Origin of the sequence: Draconibacterium mangrovi, assembly GCF_010586825.1 — a bacterium.
In the GTDB taxonomy this organism is placed as follows: Bacteria; Bacteroidota; Bacteroidia; order Bacteroidales; family Prolixibacteraceae; genus Draconibacterium; species Draconibacterium mangrovi.
This window is the reverse complement of the sequence record NZ_JAAAGB010000004.1, coordinates 427023-446959: the sequence shown is the minus strand read 5'-3', so window position 1 is coordinate 446959 and position 19937 is coordinate 427023. Positions and strand designations below refer to the sequence as shown.

24 protein-coding genes and 1 tRNA gene are annotated in these 19937 nt (G+C 39.4%); 8 read left to right on the top strand and 17 right to left on the bottom strand.

The window, feature by feature from the left end; genetic code table 11:
• Positions 1-171: 171 nt before the first annotated feature.
• On the bottom strand, positions 172-732 hold the full coding sequence (locus G4420_RS13490) for a zinc ribbon domain-containing protein (RefSeq protein WP_163324260.1): 561 nt from the start codon (positions 730-732) through the stop codon (positions 172-174).
• 350 nt (positions 733-1082) lie between these two features.
• Here G4420_RS13490 and nhaA point away from each other — a divergent pair, with 350 nt between their 5' ends.
• Positions 1083-2390 carry a Na+/H+ antiporter NhaA gene (nhaA, locus tag G4420_RS13485; protein ID WP_163324258.1) on the top strand — a complete coding sequence of 436 codons (1308 nt, stop codon included), beginning with the start codon at positions 1083-1085 and terminating at the stop codon, positions 2388-2390.
• A gap of 43 nt (positions 2391-2433) precedes the next feature.
• Here nhaA and G4420_RS23580 read toward each other — a convergent pair whose 3' ends face one another.
• The 8 genes from G4420_RS23580 to asnA form a co-directional block, all read right to left on the bottom strand.
• Positions 2434-2577 (bottom strand): zinc-binding dehydrogenase, encoded by a 144-nt coding sequence (locus G4420_RS23580; protein WP_204273685.1) that lies wholly within the window; start codon positions 2575-2577, stop codon positions 2434-2436.
• A gap of 198 nt (positions 2578-2775) precedes the next feature.
• Positions 2776-3660, bottom strand: coding sequence for a helix-turn-helix domain-containing protein (locus G4420_RS13475; protein WP_163324256.1), 885 nt, complete (start codon positions 3658-3660; stop codon positions 2776-2778).
• A gap of 10 nt (positions 3661-3670) precedes the next feature.
• The gene (locus tag G4420_RS13470) at positions 3671-4093 is read right to left on the bottom strand and encodes a nuclear transport factor 2 family protein (protein WP_163324254.1); all 423 of its coding nucleotides are present in this window, start codon (positions 4091-4093) and stop codon (positions 3671-3673) included.
• A gap of 64 nt (positions 4094-4157) precedes the next feature.
• Positions 4158-4703, bottom strand: a complete 546-nt coding sequence (locus G4420_RS13465; protein WP_163324252.1) for a carboxymuconolactone decarboxylase family protein — start codon at positions 4701-4703, stop codon at positions 4158-4160.
• A gap of 130 nt (positions 4704-4833) precedes the next feature.
• On the bottom strand, positions 4834-5091 hold the full coding sequence (locus G4420_RS23575) for a helix-turn-helix domain-containing protein (protein ID WP_163324297.1): 258 nt from the start codon (positions 5089-5091) through the stop codon (positions 4834-4836).
• A 177-nt stretch (positions 5092-5268) separates the two neighbouring features.
• Entirely contained in the window at positions 5269-6030 is a 762-nt protein-coding gene (locus G4420_RS13455) for a hypothetical protein (protein WP_163324250.1), read from the bottom strand.
• A 433-nt stretch (positions 6031-6463) separates the two neighbouring features.
• A tRNA-Arg gene (locus G4420_RS13450) sits at positions 6464-6540 on the bottom strand.
• Between the two features lie 111 nt (positions 6541-6651).
• Positions 6652-7686, bottom strand: coding sequence for an aspartate--ammonia ligase (asnA, locus tag G4420_RS13445; RefSeq protein WP_163324248.1), 1035 nt, complete (start codon positions 7684-7686; stop codon positions 6652-6654).
• A 232-nt stretch (positions 7687-7918) separates the two neighbouring features.
• On the opposite strand from asnA, the gene G4420_RS13440 reads away from it, so the two are divergent.
• Both G4420_RS13440 and G4420_RS13435 read left to right on the top strand, forming a co-directional pair.
• The gene (locus G4420_RS13440; RefSeq protein WP_163324246.1) at positions 7919-9097 is read left to right on the top strand and encodes an MFS transporter; all 1179 of its coding nucleotides are present in this window, start codon (positions 7919-7921) and stop codon (positions 9095-9097) included.
• A 226-nt stretch (positions 9098-9323) separates the two neighbouring features.
• The gene (locus tag G4420_RS13435; protein WP_163324244.1) at positions 9324-9944 is read left to right on the top strand and encodes an HAD family hydrolase; all 621 of its coding nucleotides are present in this window, start codon (positions 9324-9326) and stop codon (positions 9942-9944) included.
• Here G4420_RS13435 and G4420_RS13430 read toward each other — a convergent pair.
• A complete protein-coding gene (locus G4420_RS13430; RefSeq protein ID WP_204273684.1) occupies positions 9941-10723 on the bottom strand; it encodes an MBL fold metallo-hydrolase in 783 nt (260 codons plus the stop codon). The genes G4420_RS13435 and G4420_RS13430 overlap by 4 nt on opposite strands.
• Positions 10724-10793: 70 nt before the next feature.
• Between G4420_RS13430 and G4420_RS13425 the strand changes: the two genes are divergently transcribed.
• On the top strand, positions 10794-11495 hold the full coding sequence (locus G4420_RS13425) for an SAM-dependent methyltransferase (RefSeq protein ID WP_163324242.1): 702 nt from the start codon (positions 10794-10796) through the stop codon (positions 11493-11495).
• Between the two features lie 9 nt (positions 11496-11504).
• Here G4420_RS13425 and G4420_RS13420 read toward each other — a convergent pair whose 3' ends face one another.
• The 4 genes from G4420_RS13420 to G4420_RS13405 form a co-directional block, all read right to left on the bottom strand.
• A complete protein-coding gene (locus G4420_RS13420) occupies positions 11505-12566 on the bottom strand; it encodes an NUDIX domain-containing protein (protein ID WP_163324240.1) in 1062 nt (353 codons plus the stop codon).
• A gap of 20 nt (positions 12567-12586) precedes the next feature.
• Entirely contained in the window at positions 12587-13123 is a 537-nt protein-coding gene (locus tag G4420_RS13415) for an FKBP-type peptidyl-prolyl cis-trans isomerase (protein ID WP_163324238.1), read from the bottom strand.
• A gap of 64 nt (positions 13124-13187) precedes the next feature.
• Positions 13188-13688: an FKBP-type peptidyl-prolyl cis-trans isomerase gene (locus tag G4420_RS13410; RefSeq protein WP_163324236.1), complete on the bottom strand. Its 501-nt coding sequence runs from the start codon at positions 13686-13688 to the stop codon at positions 13188-13190.
• Between the two features lie 12 nt (positions 13689-13700).
• Complete coding sequence (locus G4420_RS13405) at positions 13701-14732, bottom strand: DHH family phosphoesterase (RefSeq protein ID WP_163324234.1); 1032 nt, start codon at positions 14730-14732, stop codon at positions 13701-13703.
• 147 nt (positions 14733-14879) lie between these two features.
• On the opposite strand from G4420_RS13405, the gene G4420_RS13400 reads away from it, so the two are divergent.
• Positions 14880-15311, top strand: coding sequence for a nucleoside-diphosphate kinase (locus G4420_RS13400; RefSeq protein ID WP_163324232.1), 432 nt, complete (start codon positions 14880-14882; stop codon positions 15309-15311).
• A 69-nt stretch (positions 15312-15380) separates the two neighbouring features.
• On the opposite strand, the gene G4420_RS13395 is transcribed toward G4420_RS13400, so the two are convergent.
• The 3 genes from G4420_RS13395 to recF form a co-directional block, all read right to left on the bottom strand.
• Entirely contained in the window at positions 15381-16277 is an 897-nt protein-coding gene (locus G4420_RS13395) for a D-hexose-6-phosphate mutarotase (protein ID WP_163324230.1), read from the bottom strand.
• 69 nt (positions 16278-16346) lie between these two features.
• Entirely contained in the window at positions 16347-16637 is a 291-nt protein-coding gene (locus tag G4420_RS13390; RefSeq protein ID WP_163324228.1) for a DUF721 domain-containing protein, read from the bottom strand.
• Positions 16634-17740 carry a DNA replication/repair protein RecF gene (gene recF / locus G4420_RS13385; RefSeq protein WP_163324226.1) on the bottom strand — a complete coding sequence of 369 codons (1107 nt, stop codon included), beginning with the start codon at positions 17738-17740 and terminating at the stop codon, positions 16634-16636. Before recF ends, G4420_RS13390 begins: the two co-directional genes overlap by 4 nt.
• Before the next feature lie 181 nt (positions 17741-17921).
• Here recF and G4420_RS13380 point away from each other — a divergent pair, with 181 nt between their 5' ends.
• The 3 genes from G4420_RS13380 to G4420_RS13370 all read left to right on the top strand — a co-directional run bounded on the left by G4420_RS13380 (position 17922) and on the right by G4420_RS13370 (position 19808).
• Positions 17922-18608 (top strand): tetratricopeptide repeat protein, encoded by a 687-nt coding sequence (locus tag G4420_RS13380; protein WP_163324225.1) that lies wholly within the window; start codon positions 17922-17924, stop codon positions 18606-18608.
• Positions 18609-18705: 97 nt separating this feature from the next.
• Positions 18706-19191 (top strand): 6,7-dimethyl-8-ribityllumazine synthase, encoded by a 486-nt coding sequence (gene ribH, locus G4420_RS13375; RefSeq protein WP_045033075.1) that lies wholly within the window; start codon positions 18706-18708, stop codon positions 19189-19191.
• Positions 19192-19238: 47 nt separating this feature from the next.
• Entirely contained in the window at positions 19239-19808 is a 570-nt protein-coding gene (locus G4420_RS13370) for an AraC family transcriptional regulator (protein ID WP_163324223.1), read from the top strand.
• The last annotated feature ends 129 nt before the right edge of the window (positions 19809-19937 follow it).

Sequence of the window (19937 nt, the reverse complement as noted above, 5' to 3'; positions counted from 1 at the left end):
ATAAAAACCTGGCTATCACAGCACAACTGAGTAAAATCTACAATATAAAAGTTACAACATTAAGGCGATAGATACTATACGATATATATCATGCCAAGTTACATGCCTGAAGGGATGAAGAAAGGTACTGAGTTAATTTTATACTGTAGATAAAACCAATCAACAAAGGTGTCACTCGTTATATTGCTCAGGACCAACAGATATTTTAGTAATGAAAATCCCATTCTTATCCACATATTTATAGTTCATAGTTACCTGATTAACGCGGAATAATTCCATATCGGGGTTGGATTTTATATTGTTGGTTATTTGCGGAATCAGGTACGCTTCAAAACTACTGATATCAATCGAGTCTTTTACCAAAGTCATTAGCGAATAGTTGTACTGAAAAGTATTATTGGCCATTGCCACAGTATTGTCGAGGCGGGTTTCGGCATCAACCATTAAAGGGCAGGCTTCGTTTAATTCACTGGCGGTTTTCATTAAAACCTTATCGAAAGAAAAAACACGCTGCACCAGTTGTTGCACCACAACAAAGGCAACAACAAAAGCCACTACACTAACAAGCGCAACGATTAACTTCTTATTGGTCGAACCTTGTGTTTGTTTTGCAAGCGGCTGTTCCCGGGTTTCTTTGGGCTCTACTTTTGGCAGTTCGTAACCACAATAGCGGCAGTATTTGGCATTGGTTTTATTGTCTTCGTTACAATGCGTACACTTAACGATTTCCATTCTGTTTGGTTTTTTTGATCGTTTTTTAAAATGTTTTCTTCGGGTGCCAATGTAATAATATTTTTGATAAATGGTTTTATGTTTAAATAATTTTGAAGAGGTTTTCACCCGGTAAAACTCCCCTCCAATAAATAAGAAACTCTTTAACATGCATACCCGTAAATACAAGAAAACTAAAGGTTCCGAGAAAACGACTCATGTATGATCTATAAAAATTAACTGATTTTGTTGACCGTAGGAATTTCAGTAAATATCGCTCTATGGAATTTCTTTTTTAGGTACAATGGAATCAGATAAAAACGAGCTCAAGAATTTATTAAGGTGCATTGCAGACAAAAACTTAATGAATTATGGAGATAAAATTTGATCCGTTACGCCGGTTTATAAAAATTAAATCACTGAGCAGCATTTGTATGCTTTTGGCGGCAATAGCGGCGCTCATTGTCTCCAACACCAGGCTGCACACTTATTACCAGCAATTTTTAGATCTGGAATTTCTAATCGGTTTTCGCGAGTTTCACTTATCCAAATCGGTACTCCACTGGATTAACGATGGTTTAATGACAATTTTCTTCTTTGTAATCGGGCTGGAGATAAAACGTGAGTTTCTGATCGGTGAACTCAGTTCGGCACGAAAAGCCATTTTGCCCATTGTGGCGGCCATTGGCGGGATGATCTTCCCCATTGCCATCTTTTTTTTGCTGAACTACGGAAAGGAAGGCGTACATGGCTGGGGAATAACCATGGCCACTGATATTGCCTTTTCGCTGGGTGTTTTGGGCATACTAGGGAAACGCGTACCTTTTGGCCTAACGATTTTCCTTGCGGCATTTGCCATTATCGACGATCTGGGCGCGGTGATGGTAATTGCGGTGTTCTACAGCTCGCTAATATACTGGCGCCTGGTAGCCATCGCATTAGTGTTATTGCTTGCATTATCCCTCCTATCGTATAGAAACATCTATTCCATGTATATCTATATTCCTGTTGGGATTGTTATCTGGCTTCTGTTTCTGGAGTCGGGCATACATCCCACCATTGCAGGAGTTCTTTTTGCCTTAACCATTCCTTCGCATCGTAAAAAGAGGCTTGTTGATGTAATTGTGAAAGGGAAAAACGCCCTCAATGAGTTGTCGCAATTAATTGGGAAAAAAGTAGTGGAATTTAAAAACCATAAAACAGCGATTAACATTTTACACAAAATTAGTTCCGATATCCAGTCGCCTTTACAACACCTGCAAAATAGGTTAAGCACGGTGGTTTCCTTTTTGATTATTCCGCTTTTTGCCTTTGCCAATTCTGGCATAAATTTCATTGGCGACGAAGGTGCTTTTACGCCTTTATCCATAAGTATTGCCGTGAGTTTGGTTTGCGGTAAGATTATCGGGATCAGTTTATTTACATGGCTGGCGGTTAAGCTGAAAATAGCCGTTCTCCCTCAAAATGTCGACTTCCGGCAGATTTTCGGATTATCCTGCCTCGGTGGTTTTGGTTTTACCATGTCGATTTTTATCTCCAACCTTTCCTATGAGTCAGTTCATTTGCAAGACTCGGCAAAGTTGGGAATACTTATCGGCTCACTGGTTGCAGGTGTTAGCGGATATTTGGTTATTCGGTATGCGCTTAAGAAAAGTGCACTATCAGCAAATCGCCAGTGAATTTAGTCTATTTGCAGTACAGTTTATTGTTGTACAAATTGGCTTAAGCATTTTGTGTATCAACTATAACCAGAACAATACCTTTTTTATGCCCTGAAGCAATGTAACGATGTGCCTCGGAAATATTTTCCAACGGATACAGTCGATCGATTACTGTTTCTAAACAGCCTTCTTTAATAATAAGCACAAGTTGAGCAGGTAGTAACGTAATTCGTTCGGGAAAACATTTCAGAAGTTCGGAATTATAATTGCGGGCCTAAAAGTTAGGGGCAAACATTGCAGTCAGCTAGAAAAATATACAAATACGACTCATAAGAAGAAAAACACATACAGAGGTTAACTGATTACCCTCGGAAACCATTCGTGCGCAGGAATTTTTATGTTTTTATACGGCCGATGCTTTATCATAACCAACCGTTTCGCGGTAATACTGCGGAGACACTTCGGCATTTTTTTTGAAAAACCGGCTAAAATAATACTCATCGTTATAACCTAAATCGTAAGCAATTTCCTTAACGGTTTTATTGGTGAGGTACAATTCTCTTTTGGCTTCAATAATTATCCGTTCGGCAATTAGGTCGCTTAAAGTTTTATTGAAATGAGTTTTGGTAAGCCGGGTTAATGCTTTTGGTGTTATGGCCAAAAGATCGGCATAATCGCTGGCACTGTGTTTTGTTTTGTAGTGCATTTCAATAGCATTTTTCAGGTTTTGCAAAATAAATGGTTCTTCCTCTTTTGCTGTGGTTTGTTGGGCTTCCGTTTGCTGCTCCGTTTTTAGTCGCGAAGCTGTGATCAGAAATATTTTTAGGTATGAAATAAGCAATTCATACTGCGCCAGGGCCGGATTTTGCATTTCGGCTTTAAACTGTTCAATCACCATTTCAAAATTTGCAGCAGCTTTTTTATCGATGTAAACAAATGGCGGATTGTAAATATTATTAAACAAAACGCCATGGCAAGCTACTTCTTTGTGGTGCTTATGAATACAGAAAAAATCGGGATGAAAATTGATAACCCATCCCCTGACTTCCCCTTCCAGATTGATCATAAAAGGTTGGTAAGGAGAAAAAGAAAGCAGAATATTCTCCCGAAAATTATATTCCGAGAAATCAGCTTTTACATTCCCCGTCCCACTTTCCAGCCAAATCATTGAATAGTGGTTCAATCGTTGAACATCATCAAACGGATTATTCTTTTCAAAGCGAAACAGTCTGAAAGCCTGGTGACCCGTTTGCGGATCAATAAGTGTGAAATCGTTATTCTGTATCATAAGCATGAAATTAGGTCAACGTCCTATCTTTTTCATCAATCATTAAGTCGTTAATACTTGCGAAACGTTTTTGCATCAATCCGTTTTCATCGAATTCCCAGAGCTCATTTCCATAAGCGCGGTACCATTGGTTTTCTGCATCCTGAAATTCATATTCGAATTTTACTGCAATTCTGTTCACTCTAAAACCCCAGAGCTCTTTCTTTAGTTTATAATTTTTTTCTTTTTCCCATTTTTGGGTTAAAAATTCTACAATTTCTTCCCTCCCGTTTATAAACTGAGTTCTGTTTCGCCATTCCGAATCGATGGTATATGCCTGTGCAACTTTTACCGGGTCTTTACTATTCCAGGCATCTTCTGCTTTTTGTACTTTTTCAAGGGCAGTTTCCATTGTAAATGGTGGCAGCGGATATCTTTTTTCTTCGTTACTCATTTTGCTTAAGTTTTAAGAAAGGAGAAAACAGGCCTCTGCTATTTCTCCTTTCCTGCGTTGTAAATTAAAGAACTGATGCAATGGGAAAATCCACCGGAACTTTGGTGAGATTATGTAAGTAATTCATGGCTGTTTTATCGCTGATTTGAATAATCAGATCCACTAAATTTTCTTTGGTATAACCGTGTGCGAAAAAGTCTTCTACATTGTCGGCACTTACTTTCCCTCTTTTTTCAGTTAAATCTGCTGTCAATTTTACCAGGGCGTTAATTTTTGCATTTTCGCTTTTAGCACGACGAATATCCAATAGCTGCTCGTCGGTAAAACCATTCATTTTACCCAATACCGTATGTGCACTCAGGCAATAAACGCAACCGTTTACCTGGCTAACAACAAGGTTTACAGCTTCTTTCTCTTTGTTTGATAATGATGTTTTGGCATTTTGAAAATCCAAATAACGCTTTAAACCATTATCTGAATAAGCGATTGTTGCATACAGGTTTGGAACAAAACCCAAGGCTTTGTTTAAAGCATCAAAAATCTCCTGGTTTGTTGCTGATACCTCTTCTCGTGTGGGGACATTAAATGCTGTTTTTACTAAGTTTTCCATTTTTTTACTGTTCTAATGTTCTGTGTCATTATCGACAGTACAAAGATGCAGGGTATTCAGCCGCTGTAAAATGGACAAACTTCGTTAGTGGATGGACAATTTTCTCCGTGGATTCTTTTACACGTATTATTTATGCATTCTGCTTAAGAAACTCCTTGGGAGTCATACCGGTTTCTTTTTTGAAATAGGTATTAAACACGGTTTTCGAGTTAAACCCACTTTCGTAAGCCAAACCGATTAATGAAATGTGCCTGTTTTTAGGATCGAGCGCCAAGTGCTTAATGTATTCAATTCGGTAAGAATTAATGAACTCATTAAAGTTCTTCCCTATCCGTTCGTTTAACAGCCACGAAAGTTTGTTCGGATGAATTTCAACCTGATCGGCCAGAAACGTAGCGTTAGATTTGGAATTAAGAAGGGCTGTTCTTCCTGTTACAAACTTTAATAATTTGTCGCTGTAAACATCATTGGTTTGTTAGCGAATTTACAGACCATCCATCCAAATTCGCAACGAACATGAATGGATGGATACTGATGTATTGTGATTTATGAAATCCAGGATAACTTAGTTTTCAGGATTATGACTTAACTCATCAAGCATTTTGAACATGTATGCCCAATTATCAGAAACTGAATCCCGAAACTTTGCCCGCATTTTATCAGTTGCATCCTTACCCTTGGCATTTTCAACCATTTTCCATACACCATCACGTTCAACATCCAATGCCGCAAAGTTTTCAAATGGTACAGTAACAAAATAATCAGGGCTTTCAGGACCTCCTCCGTTAACGCTATACCAATAACCTCTTTTATCTCCTTCTGCCTCAGCAATTATATTAGAAATCTCGTCAACCGTTTCTCTGAAAACAGAGCTATTTTCAACCTGAAAAAATGTGACCCAAATTACCCCCATTTCAGAATCGGCTGCTTTGCTTATTTCAGGTATGTTTTTGGAAAACATATCTACCGTCTTTTCTATATGAGGAATTATTTGATCATATATTATCTGCCGACATTTTTTACCAGCTTCATCATCGTTATCCAGTTCCGCCCAATTAGCCATTCTTGATGAAATGACATATACAGAACCTTCTCCATTATATCTTCTCCACATTGTCCATGTCCATTCTCCACCATTTTCAAGATAGCATGATTTCCATGCTTTTACTCCATTTTCAAATAGTCTTTCGTGCCCTTTTTTAATCGTAAATTCAGTTGTTGAAAGAATAAAACTTTCTTGAGCTTGAACAACATTGGTAATTATTAATCCTGCGAACAGAAATACCAAGGTCATTGTCATCCGAAACATTTTTTGCTTTAATTTCATTTTGTTCATTTTTGATTAGTAAATAGAAAAATTCTAACGACTTATGATTCTTTGTCGTTATTTAAATAGCTAGCTAAGAATAAGATATAAACATCTTATTAACCACTAATGTTCATATTGAATGAAAACGGTAACAAACAATATTGTAAACAGGTACCAGCATACCTTAGTTTACCTTTTAAATCTGTAAGAAAATACATGTATATACTTTCCGAATAGACATCTACTGCCTACAACCACGATCTGATAATTTGATAGTGTTGGGATGGTGATATCGTAATGACTGGCTAAATCATACACCTAAACCCGGTGTCTGCAGTTTGTTGGTGGATTACAAAAAAGTATGGCATTGAACAGGATGATTGATTGTGAGCTGATTTACCAATCAAAAACAAAAAAGGGATTAGACTTTCATCTAATCCCCTATTCTAATTGGTACCCCGGACGGGATTCGAACCCATGACCTACTGCTTAGAAGGCAGTTGCTCTATCCAACTGAGCTACCGAGGCATCCTTTTTTGCGCTGCAAAAGTATAAATCTAATCGCAAATAACAAATACCAACTCTGAAATAATTCAAATTACATAATTTTTCAGTAGTCGGTACCGCTATTACATGCGGCTAAAGCAGGTTAATTCCTGCAGCTTTACATTGTTCTATCATGGCATCGGGCCAAATGCTCGACTGAATTTCGCCAATGTGTGCCTTACGCAAAAAGTACATGCATAAACGCGATTGCCCGATACCGCCACCAATGGTAAGTGGCAGTTCGCCATTCAGCAGTTTTTGGTGCCACAACATCTCTTTTCGTTCTTCGGCATTACGTATTTTTAGTTGCTCAAGCAATGCTTCTTTATCCACACGAATACCCATCGAAGAAATCTCGAAAGCCCTGTTTAATACGTTATTCCAAAGAATAATGTCGCCGTTAAGTCCTTTATAACCATTTACGGTTTCAGTATTCCAGTCATCGTAGTCAGGTGCTCTTCCGTCGTGAATCTCGCCGTTTGGCATTTCGCCACCAATACCAATAACGAAAATAGCCCCGTGTTTTTTGGCTTCTTTGGTTTCGCGTTCAAAAGGCGTTAAATCCGGATATTTTGCCGCTAACTCCTCGGTATGGATAAAAGTAATCTCTTCTGGCAATTCGGCTTTAATTACAGGAAAAGCTTCGCTCAGCAAAAACTCAGTACGAACAAGAGCCGAATAAATCTTACGCACAACCGATTTTAAGAATTCAAGGTTACGTTGTTCAGCCTCGATTACGCGTTCCCAGTCCCACTGATCAACATACAACGAGTGAATGTTTGTCAGTTCTTCATCCGGACGAATGGCGTTCATATCGGTGTAAAGGCCAAAACCTTGTTCGATTCTCAGGTCGGCCAGGGCCATTCGTTTCCACTTGGCAAGCGATTGAACGATTTCCGCACGTTCTTCATTCAGGTCTTTCATCGGAAACGACACCGGACGCTCAATTCCATTCAAATCGTCGTTTATTCCCGTTCCCTGTTTTACGAACAATGGCGCGGTTACCCTTCGCAAACGCAATTCGGCAGCCAGGTTCTCCTGAAAAAAATCTTTAATTAATTTAATTGCCTGCTCGGTTTGTTGAACATTTAAAACCGATTGATAGCCTTCTGGTATTGTAAGTTTCATGTCATAATTTTTTTTGAACAAACCATACAATAACACTCATAGTGTTTTTTGCATCGTCTCCTCCACACAATCTCTTGTGTTGTTAATACTTTTAAATCATTCTGTCTGTGTAGGCAAATATATAAATCTGCTATTAGTTTAAAAGCTATTTTGCATTTAATCCGAAAAATTACAACAACACACTCTAAATAACCGGGAGTAAAAAGTAAACACTATTTTTGCGCCTGATCGGATGACAAACTTCAGTAAGAACATACCGCGCCTTTACCTGATAAAAATCTCGAAATGGTTTAATATGGTAATGCCCATTATGTTGCTTTTTTATAAAAGTAACGGACTGGGATCGTATGAATTATTTGTGCTAAAAGCCATTTATTCGGTTGCCGTTGTTGTTATGGAAATTCCCTCGGGCTGGATGGCCGATGTTTGGGGGCGCAAAAAAACACTTATTCTTGGAAGCATTTTAGGAAGCCTTGGTTTTCTTATATACAGTTTCTCTTATGAATTCTGGGCTTTTGTAGCCGCTGAAATTGTGTTGGGCATAGGACTGTCGTTTATTTCGGGGGCCGACTCGGCCTTACTTTACGATAGTTTGAAAGCCGATAACAAAGCTGACAAATATACTCGAGAAGAGGGACGAATAACGTCGGCCGGAAATTTTGCCGAAGCCATTGCGGGTGTGGTTAGTGGATTATTGGTTTATTTTAGTCTGCGAACTCCTTTCTATTTTCAGTTTGGAGTGGCAGCTCTCGCAATTCCTGCAGCATTAACACTAATCGAACCTAAGGTTCATGCAGTGGAGCATGTGCATTCCATCAGGAAATTGGTTACGAATATCAAAAACTCGTTGGTTTCGAATACAAACCTTAGAGTTGCCATATTGCTTTCGGCGCTTACCGGAACTGCCACGCTCACCTTTGCCTGGTTGGTGCAACCTTTTTTTGTGGCAATTGGTTTGCCGGAAGAGTTATTTGGTATTTTTTGGACAGCCCTGAATTTAAGTGTAGGCATTTCTTCGGTTTTCGCCTATAAAGTTGAATTATTTTTGGGAAAACGCCGGTCGGTTTTAATAGTTATTCTTTTACTCTCGTTCGGTTATTTCTTTACAGGTATCTCCATCTCCTACTATGGTTTTGTGTTCCTATTTCTCTTTTACCTCGTGCGTGGTTTAGCTACTCCTATCTTTAAGAACTACATTAACCAGTACACCGACAGCGAAGTGCGGGCAACCATGCTTTCGGTCAGGAATTTTATTATTCGTATGGCTTTTGCCGGCATTGGGCCACTGCTGGGATGGATTACTGACAATGTGAGTTTAAATAAGGCATTTTTATTGGCAGGAATCATTTATATTGTTGCTGCAACAGCTGTTTCGCTGCCGTGGCTACGAACAAATAGAATTAAAACTTGATGTGCTTAAATTAAGAACTAAAACTCAACAAATTAGGAGTTCTCAGAATGATGAATCTCGATTAACGATTTTAGATTAACGATCGGAAGAAAGAAATCAACAATCAGTTGGACTCAGTTCTTCATTCATAATTCGTTAATCAATATTCGAAATTCAATATAAACTTATATAATTGTTCTATTGACGAATTCCGATGTTTTCGTCAGCAACCTGAAAATGAATCACAATGAATAAATCGGTATTGATATTCGACCTTGATAATACAATTTATCCCGTAAGTTCAATAGCGGAAAAGTTATTTGAAAAGCTCTATGCTGTTATTGAAAAAAGCGGGGAATACAAAGGAGATTTCGAGGCAGTTAAACTGGAAATACAGCGCACTCCATTTCAGAAAGTAGCCGGCGCATTTTCGTTTAGTGAGCAATTGCTGAAAGATTGTATGGAAGTACACATTAATCTTACTTACGATGATCCGATGCAGTATTTCCCGGATTATGAGCTGGTGCGAGAACTTCTGCAAACAAAGTTTTTAGTTACTTCTGGTTTTAGCAAATTGCAAAACAGCAAAATCGACAACCTGGGCATCCGCAATGATTTTAAGGAAATCGTTATCCTCGACCTGCAACAATCAAACGAAACCAAAAAGGATATTTTTATCAGCCTTTTGGAGAAATACAGATTCCCAAAAGAAGAAGTTTTGATCGTTGGCGATGATATAAACTCAGAAATTCAGGCCGGGAAAGATCTTGGAATCGATACGGTTATTTATGATCGTTTGGAAAAATATACCGATTTGAATTTCGCTAACAAAATTGACAATTTTGCTCAGATCGCGAAGTTTCTCTAAAGCTCCAGATTTAATCCGTCATACGCCAGATACACATTCTCCGGCAGTTCTTTCATCACATCATCGTATTTACCCAAAGCATGGCTAATGTGTGTCAGATAAGTTTGCTCCGGTTTTATCCGGTCAACAATTTCCAGCACCTCCGCCAAGTTAAAATGCGACAAATGCTTTTCTTTTCGCAGGCAATTTATGATCAGGATTTTTGTTCCATCCATCTTTGCCAACTCACTATCTTCTATAAAATTAGTGTCGGTTATATAGGTTAAATCGCCCACGCGGTAGCCATAAACCGGCAATTTATGATGCCAGCAGCGAATCGGCACAAACTCAACACCGTCAACAGCGAACGGTGCGTCATCAACTTTTTGCAATTCCATCTTCGGGATGCCCGGATATTTAAACGAGGCAAACACATAATTAAAAATCCGTTTGATCGCTTTTTGCACCCGCTCTTCGGCATAAATTTCCATGTGGTTTTTCTGCACCCAGTTGTATGAACGTATATCATCCAATCCAAAAATATGATCGACATGCTCGTGTGTCAGCAAAATCGCCCGGAGTTCTTTTACCCTCTCGCGTAACATCTGCTGGCGGAAATCAGGCCCTGCGTCAATCACAAAATTCTTATCGTTTATGTTTAGCAATAATGAAGATCGCAGCCGCTTGTCCTTTTTGTTTGTTGAGGTACAAACGTCACATTCGCAGGCCACAACCGGCACACCCTGCGAGGTGCCCGTTCCGAGTAAAGTTGCTTTTATTTTTATTGAAGGATTTTCCATTTGCGGCAAAATTAATAAAAGCAGTTGTGAAATAACTATAATCACTACTTTTGCAAAAATCTTTTCACGAATGGCAACACTTTATCTCGTACCGAACGTTTTGGCCGAAGGCGACTGGCAAACAGTTTTACCTGCCCGGGTAGAACCGATTTTAAGCAACACTAAATATTTTATCGTTGAAAATATACGCACCGCCCGACGTTTTATGAAACAGGTAAACCGCGAGATAAACATTGACGAGTGTACTTTTTTCGAAATTAACAAACGCACAAATGTTGCCGACTTGCCGCGCTTTTTAATGCCCGTTAAAGAAGGACATGATGTGGCTGTACTTTCCGAAGCCGGTTGCCCCGGTGTTGCCGATCCCGGTGCCGATGTGGTAAAAATAGCTCATCAAAAAGGGATAAAAGTAGTGCCGATTGTTGGGCCTTCGTCAATTCTTTTGGCACTAATGGCCTCAGGAATGAACGGACAGAATTTTGCTTTTAAAGGTTATTTGCCGGTTAAACCGCAGGAACGAATAAAAGAATTACAAGCGTTGGAAAAAACGATCAGAAACAACCGGCAAACGCAGATATTTATTGAAACCCCATACCGAAACAACCAGCTGGTAAGCGACATTTTAAAATCGTGCTCGCCATCTACCTTATTTTGTATAGCTGCCAATATTACCGGAGAGGATGAATTTATCCAAACCAAATCGATTCAGGATTGGAAAAAAGACGGTGCACCCGATTTGCACAAACAACCGGTAATCTTTTTGTTGGGGTAATTAATCGTTTTAGATTAGTTTGAGCTCCTGAAGTAATTTAAATTCCACCTCGAAATTTGGTGTAAAAACATCCTTTCCAAGGTTTTTCTCCACCTGTTTTTTGGTCCAGAAGCGGAGTTCCTCCACTTCATCTGACTGGATGCCAAAACCTTTATAATCGTAGGTAGTAAACAGGTAAATCAATTCGGCTTCCACCTCCGATTCCCATTTGTACACTTTTTGCAGTTTTGCCGAAAACTCTTTTAAACCGATTTCCTCAAAAACTTCCTTTTTAAGTGCTTGTTCCAAAGTCTCCCCGGCTGAAATGTGACCGCCAACAGCAGTATCCCATTTCCCGGGTTGGATGATTTTATTAGCGGGACGTTTTTGAATAAGGATGGCACCTTTATTATTCAGCACATGCAAATGTACCACCGGATGTAACAGCTTGCTTCCGTTATGCACCTGGCTGCGCGGCGCCTGACCGGTAACCTTTCCCTGTTCATCAACCAGCGGTACCCACTCTTCGTTTGTAAGCGCTTTTTGTTTTTGACGCAAAAATTCATATAAAAAATAAACGCCAAAAATGATGTAGAACAATCCGCCACTGATAAATACCCAGGCTTCTTTGCTCATAAAAAAGGCCGAATAAAACACCAAAACAGTATGCCCCAAAAAGATAAAGAACAGGCTCTTCATACTTTGTCGCATCTGTTGCATTTGAACAGTGTTAAACTCCACATCTTTCATGTAGCGCTGCCCCATCAATCCAATTATATTAAGATTTGAGAATGCTGAAATGGCCAGAACAGTCACCAGTATCAATTCGATCAGTCCGGGTTTCAGTTTGAAGAAAATATCGTTGTCGAGCAGTATGGAAACACCACCAAGAACCACCAGTAACAAAGTATCGAAAAGCACAAATTTTTCGAATCGCTTTTCTTTAATGGCAATCCAGACCATTTCGGCCACACCTACAGCGATAGCAACAAAAAGCCCGATTTTAGTCCCCCATATTTCATCAGCAGCGATGAAAACGAACAGAGGAATAAAACCGGGCAGTAATTTTTTAAATAATTGTGCTCTGTTCATAGCAAACAAAGAGCAATGGATTATTCTTCGTTGGAAGAAATTTCAAAAGGAATGACCTTGTAAATTTCTATCTCCATTAAAACCGTTTGAAAAGCTCCGATAGAATACCCTGAACCTTGCTGACCATAAGCCAATTCAGAGTTGATCACCAGGCGCGATCTTGTTCCGGGCTGCATATAGGTTAAACCTTCTTCGAGCCCCTTAATCGACCCTCCGGTACCAACAGTAACCTCATAAGGATCGTACCTGTGCCCGTCCAGATAACCGTTTGTTTCATCAACCAATAAACTATCCGGTCCTTCAACTAACGACCAGGTAGCATAATACAATTGAACACGGTCGCCAACTTTTATAGTGTCACCTTCGCCGGTACCGGGCTCATTAAAATAATAAAGACCAGAGGCAGTAGCTTCCGCTCCCGGGTGAGTAATTGCCAGGTAATCATCCAATAACGCTAATTCATTATCCCTCATTTTTTGGTAATCAATTCCGTCGTTACAGGCAAAAAAGGCAACGGCCCCTAACATCAATAAAATATATGATAATGTTTTCTTCATCTGATCTTTAATTATTTTCTATTGTTTAAAAACAGTGTCGTTCAACTTGTAATTTGGTGCAAATTTAATGATGTGGTTTGATTTCTACCATATCTACTAAAAAAACTATCGTAGTATTTGGCGGAATAGTGCCGGCACCGGTTGCTCCATAGCCAAGTTCTGATGGAATTATCAAAAATGCAGAACCTTCTTCATCAATAAAACGTGTTGCGTCATTCCATCCGTCAATTAATCCCTCTGCACCTAATACATACTCCCAGGTATTATCCCCGGTCGAATCAAATACACTACCATCGATAAACCTGCCCGAATATTTTACCACACAGGTATCTCCGTCCTGAGGGAAAGTGCCGTTTCCGATCGAATCGATGATGTAATAAACACCCATTGCTGTTGTATCAATATCCAGCCCTCTGTTGGTCAGGGTATCAAGATACTCTGCTAACAATGCGTCCTCTTCAGCTTTTGTTGGCGGAATATATGGTTCAGACTCTTCAATACACGACGCCACTGCAACTCCGATAATAATCGCCAATAATAATCTTGTAACTAATCTCATTTTCATTTTTAACATTTTTTAAATAGTTGTTTCCAACAACTGATGCTTATACTCTGGTAAAAGTTGCGTGAACTTTAATAAAGTTTTTTCAAAATTTAGTTCCGACTCACCTCCGGCTGCATTCAAATGCCCGCCACCATTGAAATGGCTCGATGAAAATTCGTTGGCCGGAAAATTTCCTTTTGAGCGAAAAGATGCTTTTACATATTCATCTTTTTCGATAAACAAGGCGCTGAAAACAATATTTTTTATCGATAACGGATAATTAACAAACCCTTCGGTATCGCCGGGCTGAAAATTAAACCGTTTTAATTCTTCTTTACTAATACTGATCACTGCGGCTCTGTACTCGGGAAAAACCTGCATTTTATCGTTCAGGCAGAATCCGAGTAATTTCATCCGGTCAGCTGTAAAATTATGAAATACTGCCGACTGTATTTTATCCGTTTCAATATCGTGGTTCAACAATTCCGAAACCACCTTAAAAGTATTTTTTGAAATATTGTGGCTAAAACCACCTGTGTCAGTCAAAATGCCGGTGTAAAGTGCCTCTGCTGCTTTTTTCGAGAAATACGAGCTGAAACCTGTTTCAGTTAACACATCAAAAACCAGTTCGCAAGTTGAACTGTACGAAGTTTCGGAAACCATAAAATCGCAAAACTGTGTGGGGTACGGATGATGATCGATCAATACCTTTTTATGCTCAAATTCAAGAATTTTCTTTTCCAGTTTCCCGGCACGCGAGGCTTCGTTAAAATCCACACAGATCATCGCATCGGCCTGTTTCAGCCAGCTTTTTGCTTTCTTTTTGTCTTTATCGTAAATAAGCACCGGAACATCTGCAGAAAACCATTTCAAAAACACGGGATAGTCGTTTGCCGACAGCACTTTAACCTCGTGCCCAAAATCGGCAAGTACCTGCCCGAGTCCCAGCGCCGAACCAATAGCATCGCCATCCGGATTTTCATGCGGAATAATTACCAGCTTCTTTTTCGAAGTGGCGAGTAATGCCTTAATCGATGTAATAATCTCTATGTCAGTATTTTTCAAAATTCGCAAAAATTAGAATTGGCAAAGATAAAAAATCTTACCTCGCCTGAAAACGCTAATAACCCAAATTTTGTTAATATTGTAAATGACAAGCTTTTATTAATGGCTTGAACCAATAAACAGACAATAACTACTAAAACTTTTAAAATGGCTGGTAACAGAACCTTTACAATGATTAAGCCCGGTGCGGTGAGAAAAAACTACGAGGGCGCAATTTTAAAAATGATAAACGATGCCGGTTTTAAAATTCGTGCAATGAAACTCACGCGCATGTCCACAACACAAGCCGGTGCCTTTTACGAAGTTCACAAAGGAAAACCCTTTTACGATAACCTGGTTAAGTTTATGAGCTCGGGGCCAATAATTGCTGCCATTTTAGAAAAAGAAAATGCCATTGAAGATTTTCGCAAACTAATTGGAGCGACCAATCCTGAAAATGCAGCAGAAGGCACCGTTCGCAAGTTGTTTGCCTGCAGTGTTACCGAAAATGCGGTTCATGGTGCCGACAGCGACGAAAACGCAACCCGTGAAGCCGACTTTTTCTTTTCTACTTTCGAACGTTTTTATGATTACGAATAAGTCACATATACGAATCAAGGGCTGAAGCTTAATTCCTGATTAATGTTTTCAACCCTTGATTTGTTTCTTTTATTCAACACTAATTACCGCTGTAGTTTTGTGCGATTCCCCCGGAGCCAGAGCAATCTGATCGTTTATCTTGTTCACCGTTTCGAGGCACACAAAAGTTTCATATCCGTCGTTGGGCATGTCACTCATTTGTTCGCATGCTTCAGCACCGGGATTCCACACCGTTGAACATTTACTGCCCTCTTTGGCAATGCGGATGTCGCGTTTGAAATACGGATCGTGAATGATACAATCAGTTTCCGTATCAAAATAATGCCTTGTTATAGCTTCCGACACTTCCAGCAATTCTTCCTCCTGAATATAACGATTGCCGTCCAGCTGGTTTTCATAATGCGTATTTGCCAGTCCGGCAATTTTTATGTTTTCAACAGCCGATAAATTAAAATAAGTGTGCAATGCCGATGTGTACGAAATAGCCGAGTCGGAAGGATTTGTCACCTTTAATGTAACCGACAATGAATCGCCAATCACAAAAATCAATTCAGCAAGAAAATCATGAGGCCAGTAAGCTTTAGTTTCTTCCGACGATTTTAACTGCATGGAAACGTAAGTCTCCCCTTTTTCCAATGTCTCCACTTCGGTAACTTCCCACATCGATGTACGGGCAAAACCGTGTTGCGGCAAAGTAGAATCACTTGCATGCGGGCCAAACCACGGAAAACAAACCGGAATACCACCACGAATTGCTTTGCCTTTTTCGAAAACGCTGTACGGACTCATCCACAAAACATCGGTAGTTCGCATTGGTCTGAAACCGGTTATTTGTGCGCCATACAGGCAAATATCGGCTTCGGCATATTTATTTGTTATGGTTATAAAAGGCAGATCGCCGTCAAGTTCCATAAAACCAACTTCGCCTTCAATGCCAAATTTTTCGTTTAATTCGTCTATGTTCATTTTTATTTAGTTTCAGATTTTGAGGATTCAGAATCAAGGATCAAGCATCCAGTATCCAGAATCGAGCACTTACTTAAAAACAATTCGGGTAATCATCTCCTCTCCTGCATTCTGGTTAATGCGCCGGCAAATTTCTTCGCGCATTAAAAACAATTCGTTCTTTACCACCGAAGAAGTTATTTCCACGTATAAAATCCGGTTTTGGATATAAATATTTCGGGTGTAACGAGCAATAGTTTTTCCAAGCAGGTTTTCCCAGCCCTGCACAATATCCACTTCTTTCAATTTCCGTTCAATGCGGTTTTCCTGGATATACTGTTTTAAAACCTCGCTTAACGATTGTGTATTGCTTCGTCTCATTTTGCCAGTTCTACTTTTCCGTTTTCTACTTTAAAAATACGATAATCGGCATCCATCTTTTTAATTATGGTGTCGAGATGCTCGCGATTGGTATCTGTCAGAAATATCTGACCGAACTGTTCGCCCGCTACAGCAGTAACAATTTGCTCTACCCGGTACTGATCCAGTTTATCAAAAATATCGTCCAGTAAAAGAATGGGATTTATGCCCGAAATCTCTTTTATGAACTCGAATTGTGCCAGTTTCAGTGCTACGAGGTAGGTTTTTTTCTGCCCTTGCGATCCCAATTTTTTTATTGGGTATTCACCAATATTTAATAACAGATCGTCTTTATGAATTCCAACGGTGGTGTACTGCACCGCCCGATCTTTATGTAATGACGCTTTTAGCATTGTTGCAAGATCCGATTCATACAAATCCGACTGATGCACCAACTCCACCACTTCGTTTCCTCCCGATATATAATTATAGTATCGTTGAAAAACCGGAATCAGCTTTTCAACAAAACGTGTCCGTTCTTCTTGGATGCGTGTTCCGTACTCCACCAACTGATCATCCCAAATACCCAGCAACTCTTCGTCGAAATAACGATCGCTGGCGAATTGTTTCAGCAGATTATTCCGCTGCATCAGTGCCCGGTTGTATTTTAACAGATCGTCGAGGTAAGTTTGGTTGTATTGCGAAATTACACCATCCATAAATTTGCGGCGCTCGTCGCTGCCACCTAAAATCAGGTTTACATCCGACGGGGTTATCATCACCAAAGGCAACAAACCAATGTGTTCCTGGAGCTTTTTATAAACCTTTGTATTGCGTTTAAACTGCTTCTTCTGCCCTTTTTGCAAACCACAATTAATAGTTTCTTTCGATTCCATTCTACTGTAATTACCGTTCAGCATAAAAAAACTCTCCTCGTGATTTATATTCAGCTGATCGGTAGCATTAAAAAAGCTCTTACAAAACGACAGGTAATAAATAGCGTCGAGCATGTTGGTTTTCCCGGCACCGTTCTTCCCGATAAAACAATTCAGTTTGGGCGAAAATTCAGCCTTTACCTCCAGAATATTTTTAAAATTTACAATTGAAATCTCTTCAATATGCATTATCTGTTTCTTTGTATTCGTTCGTACAAAACTAAATAAAAAGCCTGCACATTTCCGAAATGTTGACAAAAAGGACTTAATAACACTACTATGTTGATTATTCTGGAAAATAAAACAAGCATTGGTTTAGCTGTTTTGAAAAAAAAGCTATTTTTGCGGCACAATTTTGAAAAAGAGACAAATGGCAAAGAAGAATGTAGAGCAAGCCGATAATTTACAGGAACTTGAAAGTGCGTTAACAAAAACGGAACAATTTGTTGAAGATAATTCGAAGATCATCAGCTACGTAATTGGTGGAATTATCATAGTTGTTGCAGCTTATCTTGGTTTTAACAAATTTTATGTACAACCAAAAGAGGACGAAGCGATATCGCAAATGTTTATGGCCGAGAATTATTTCGAAAAAGATTCGTTTAATCTGGCTATCAACGGCGATGGTAACTACCTGGGTTTCCTTGATATTATTGACGATTACGGAATGACGAAATCGGCTAACCGTGCAAAATACTACACTGGTATTTCGTACCTGTACCTTGGTGAGTACGAAAATGCATTGGATTATTTAAATGATTTTGAAACTGACGATTTGTTGCTGGCTCCCGTTGCCGAAGGTGCAAAAGGCGATGCTTACCTTGAATTAGGTGAGACCGACAGCGCGTTGAAACAATACAAAAAAGCATATTCAGTTAGCGATAACGAATTAACCACTCCGGTTTATATGATGAAAGCAGCTAATTTGCTCGAATCGATGGACGAACTGGAAGATGCACTGGCGTTGTACGAAGATATTAAAGCGGAATATCCGCAATCTTCAGAAGGTACAAATGCCGACCGTTACATTGCCCGCATCAAAACAAAATTGAATTAAAAAAGAATTCAAACGATAGTTAAACCCCTCTTCGGAGGGGTTTTTTGTTTATATAAACATTACTTTTGCTTTATCAGCAATACAAAAACACAGAATTATGGCAACAAAAGATTTATCAGCATACGATATTAATTCGGTACCATCAGCAGAAAACATGCGTTTTGGCGTTGTAGTAGCCGAGTGGAACTGGGAAATTACCTCGGCATTGGCAAACGGCGCCGTTGATACATTAAAAAAGCACGGAGCAACTGACGAAAACATTTCAGTAAAATATGTTCCCGGAACTTTTGAGCTTCCATTGGGCGGACAATATTTTGCAGAACTGGATAACGTGGATGCTGTAATTCTTCTGGGTTGTGTTATTCAGGGCGATACCCGCCACTTCGATTATATTTGCGAAGGCGTAACACAAGGCACAAAAGATTTGAACCTGAAATACAACAAACCGTTTATTTTTGGTGTTCTAACTACCAACAACGAACAACAAGCGCTCGACCGTGCCGGAGGCAAACTGGGCAACAAAGGAGACGAAGCTGCCGTTACTGCCATTAAAATGGTGGCACTGCAGCAATCGTTTAAATAGTTGCAGCAAAAATATTCCCGTTTCGTTTGAGCCATAAATTCAACTTAATGAAACAAGTTCTGTACATAAAGAATATGGTTTGCAACCGCTGTATAAAAGTGGTGAAAGAAGAACTTGAGAAACTTGATTTACAAGTTGAAACAATAGAATTGGGTAAAGTTGCTATTTCAGAAAATCTAGATAAAGACCAAACCGAGGAAGTGCGCTCGGTACTAAACGACAATGGTTTTGAACTGATCGACGATAAAAAAAGCCAGCTGATCGACCGCATAAAAACCGTTATCATTGAAAAAACTCATTACTCAAACGAAGAAAAAGAACCGGTTAACTTCTCGGAAGTAATTGCCGGTGATGTTGGATATGATTATTCATACTTAAGTAAATTGTTTTCTTCGGTGGAAGGAATAACGATCGAGAAATACATCATTAATCAAAAAATCGAAAGAGTTAAAGAGCTGCTCGTTTATGATGAGCTCACCTTGAATGAAATATCTTATCAGCTGGGTTACAGCAGTGTACAACACCTTTCGAACCAGTTCAAGAAGGTTACCGGATTAACACCTTCGCACTTTAAAAAACTAAAGGAAAATAAACGTAAACCGCTTGACGAGGTATAAAATCCAAAATTTATTTTCCTCCTTATTTATTGTCTCACGCAGATATCGCCAATTGTCGCTGATTTTCTTTCACCCAAATGGTTGATTTTTTTTTTCTGCGTAAATCTGCGCCATCTGCGTGAAACCCCA

Bases quoted from the DNA above. Each gene is read 5' to 3' on its own strand.
- G4420_RS13475 (WP_163324256.1), bottom strand. From the start codon at position 3,660: ATGATACAGAATAACGATTTCACACTTATTGATCCGCAAACGGGTCAC.
- G4420_RS13420 (WP_163324240.1), bottom strand. From the start codon at position 12,566: ATGAACAGAGCACAATTATTTAAAAAATTACTGCCCGGTTTTATTCCT.
- G4420_RS13390 (WP_163324228.1), bottom strand. From the start codon at position 16,637: ATGAGACGAAGCAATACACAATCGTTAAGCGAGGTTTTAAAACAGTAT.
- G4420_RS13470 (WP_163324254.1), bottom strand. From the start codon at position 4,093: ATGAGTAACGAAGAAAAAAGATATCCGCTGCCACCATTTACAATGGAA.
- G4420_RS13415 (WP_163324238.1), bottom strand. From the start codon at position 13,123: ATGAAGAAAACATTATCATATATTTTATTGATGTTAGGGGCCGTTGCC.
- nhaA (WP_163324258.1), top strand. From the start codon at position 1,083: ATGGAGATAAAATTTGATCCGTTACGCCGGTTTATAAAAATTAAATCA.
- G4420_RS13430 (WP_204273684.1), bottom strand. From the start codon at position 10,723: ATGGAAAATCCTTCAATAAAAATAAAAGCAACTTTACTCGGAACGGGC.
- G4420_RS13435 (WP_163324244.1), top strand. From the start codon at position 9,324: ATGAATAAATCGGTATTGATATTCGACCTTGATAATACAATTTATCCC.
- G4420_RS13370 (WP_163324223.1), top strand. From the start codon at position 19,239: ATGAAACAAGTTCTGTACATAAAGAATATGGTTTGCAACCGCTGTATA.
- G4420_RS13380 (WP_163324225.1), top strand. From the start codon at position 17,922: ATGGCAAAGAAGAATGTAGAGCAAGCCGATAATTTACAGGAACTTGAA.
- G4420_RS13425 (WP_163324242.1), top strand. From the start codon at position 10,794: ATGGCAACACTTTATCTCGTACCGAACGTTTTGGCCGAAGGCGACTGG.
- G4420_RS13410 (WP_163324236.1), bottom strand. From the start codon at position 13,688: ATGAAAATGAGATTAGTTACAAGATTATTATTGGCGATTATTATCGGA.
- G4420_RS13490 (WP_163324260.1), bottom strand. From the start codon at position 732: ATGGAAATCGTTAAGTGTACGCATTGTAACGAAGACAATAAAACCAAT.
- G4420_RS13440 (WP_163324246.1), top strand. From the start codon at position 7,919: ATGACAAACTTCAGTAAGAACATACCGCGCCTTTACCTGATAAAAATC.
- G4420_RS13455 (WP_163324250.1), bottom strand. From the start codon at position 6,030: ATGAAATTAAAGCAAAAAATGTTTCGGATGACAATGACCTTGGTATTT.
- G4420_RS13395 (WP_163324230.1), bottom strand. From the start codon at position 16,277: ATGAACATAGACGAATTAAACGAAAAATTTGGCATTGAAGGCGAAGTT.
- recF (WP_163324226.1), bottom strand. From the start codon at position 17,740: ATGCATATTGAAGAGATTTCAATTGTAAATTTTAAAAATATTCTGGAG.
- G4420_RS13400 (WP_163324232.1), top strand. From the start codon at position 14,880: ATGGCTGGTAACAGAACCTTTACAATGATTAAGCCCGGTGCGGTGAGA.
- ribH (WP_045033075.1), top strand. From the start codon at position 18,706: ATGGCAACAAAAGATTTATCAGCATACGATATTAATTCGGTACCATCA.
- asnA (WP_163324248.1), bottom strand. From the start codon at position 7,686: ATGAAACTTACAATACCAGAAGGCTATCAATCGGTTTTAAATGTTCAA.
- G4420_RS13465 (WP_163324252.1), bottom strand. From the start codon at position 4,703: ATGGAAAACTTAGTAAAAACAGCATTTAATGTCCCCACACGAGAAGAG.